We start from the raw sequence: 1,920 nt of genomic DNA on the forward strand, positions 1-1,920 counted from the left end.
AGGATACGTCTCATAGTTTAAACAGGGACAATATTGTCAAAGATCAAAAAATTACATTTAGCGAACAAGCAAAAACCTAACCGGACATCACTGGATTTTTTTATAAAGCTGTTATTGTTTTTTAAAAATAATGATGATTATTGGAGTACTTTTGTGATTACTAAAACTGAAGATTGCCTGATTCTCTCAGAAAATTTGAGCGATGTGAACACGAAGATTCAAAAAAGAACCGTTACGGCGGATGCTGGATCAAATAAAAAGCATTCTTCTCGCGGCCGCATTGTTAAAGATTCATTTCATTCCGAAGGAAGAACCCGGTATTGTTCTTCCTGTAGAAGTACTTTGACATATCCAGGATCTGAACTGTCAAGGTTCGATGTTATAAAAAAGGCCAGTTCAAAATATCATACATTAGACAGAGATATGATCGCAGAGGCATGGGAAAAAGTTGTCAGAAAACAAATCTCATAAATATAATTTCATATATGAACGATTGGTCCCAGACAATAGCAACGACATTATCGGACTGATTGCCTATGGGCTTTATAAAAGAAAAAAAATTGAGTTCATAAAACAATATATTGCTGAGAACAATGGGACTGATCTGGAGGGGAATATTATTCATGATTTTCACATGGCCAGCCTTCAGCATATAGACGGATACAGACTTGAAGCGGCTGAATTTTCACATGCTTTTGCAAAGACCTTTTGGGACAACCTTATCACAGATGTCAATAATGAACTGGAGGAAGCAAAAGAGAGATTTGAAAAAGAATATAGCCAAGAGTTTGAGGAACGCTACAGTAGAGAAATTGATAAACTTAACCGGAAAAATGAAGAACGCAAACTTCTTTTTGAACAGAAAATCGGCCTGCTTAAGCCTAAATTCTGGTATGGTGTTGCACAGAGCATTGTTGCCTCGTTCCTAATTTTGTTCGTTGTCTTCTCCCTTTTTGTTGCCACTGAAACTTACCGGATTGACGCGATAAACACATTCAGAAATCTTGCAGAAATCGTTAAAACCGTCAATGCTAAATGTTCTTCCCAAGCCCATCCCCCCGCACAGGAATAAGCATTTTCTCCAATTTAATTGAATTCTTGCATTAAACCGTTCCACCTAAGATACCAGGGGCTCAGTGGATATATGGCTCCTCAAATCTGAGGGACGCATGTTTCCAATATTAGGTTTTCTTAGCCAATTTTCGTTTGTAAAATGCATCTACAGCACCCCGGCTGAATGGCTTGCCAGAGACAGACGTGATTCCGTCTGCATTTAATTGGCGCGTGATCTCAACCCAGGTTAGGCCAGATTTTTTCAAGGCGTCGATGTGGTTGAACAGCCATGTTCTGTAGGCGTCTTTATCTGACCGGTCCGGCATGGCACCAGGTGGTTCAACTGCAGGTGTCGGTTCCTCGATTGTTTCAGCCCGTTTTGAGTCTCTTTCTTCCAGGGCTTTCAACCGGGCCTCCAAAGCTTCAATAGTGGTGCGTGTTTCGGCTTGCTGGTTTATGTTCGTGTTATGCGTTTGTGTTGCGTATTTGTTATCAGATCCCAGGTAAATCTTGAAAATATGTTCGGCTGCTTCGGCCCTGGTCAGCCGGTATTCATCCCCCAGGCGCTTGAGTTCGGCCCGGTGTTCCTGGGATAAAAAGATAGTGGTTGAGGTGTAACCCTTTTCGGTCATCTCAGTCCGGTACTTTTTCATACGTTCCTTGGCATCGTGCCGGATCTCTGATCCTGTCTTACTCATGGCGTTTCCTTGTATATGTTCGTGTTATGTTAGTGCAACGTAACATATACACAGTATAGAGTCAAGCGCATTGGACCAGCGCTGACGCATCAAAATTTATTATCAATGATATCAGGGGGGCGGAGCGACATCTAAAATTATTTTGTCGCAAAATTATAATAGACACTCT

3 protein-coding genes are annotated in these 1,920 nt (G+C 41.2%); 2 read left to right on the forward strand and 1 reads right to left on the reverse strand.

Features of this window, described 5'->3' with window-relative positions; genetic code table 11:
* Nucleotides 1-33: 33 nt before the first annotated feature.
* Both B147_RS0108405 and B147_RS30200 read left to right on the forward strand, forming a co-directional pair.
* Nucleotides 34-471, forward strand: coding sequence for a hypothetical protein (locus B147_RS0108405; RefSeq protein ID WP_020586766.1), 438 nt, complete (start codon nucleotides 34-36; stop codon nucleotides 469-471).
* Between the two features lie 22 nt (nucleotides 472-493).
* A complete protein-coding gene (locus B147_RS30200; RefSeq protein WP_169400707.1) occupies nucleotides 494-1,072 on the forward strand; it encodes a hypothetical protein in 579 nt (192 codons plus the stop codon).
* 109 nt (nucleotides 1,073-1,181) lie between these two features.
* Here the strand turns inward: B147_RS30200 and B147_RS0108415 are convergent, their stop codons facing one another.
* The gene (locus tag B147_RS0108415; RefSeq protein ID WP_020586768.1) at nucleotides 1,182-1,751 is read right to left on the reverse strand and encodes a hypothetical protein; all 570 of its coding nucleotides are present in this window, start codon (nucleotides 1,749-1,751) and stop codon (nucleotides 1,182-1,184) included.
* Nucleotides 1,752-1,920: the final 169 nt, after the last annotated feature.

Source organism: Desulfobacter curvatus DSM 3379 (assembly GCF_000373985.1).
Lineage (GTDB): Bacteria > Desulfobacterota > Desulfobacteria > Desulfobacterales > Desulfobacteraceae > Desulfobacter > Desulfobacter curvatus.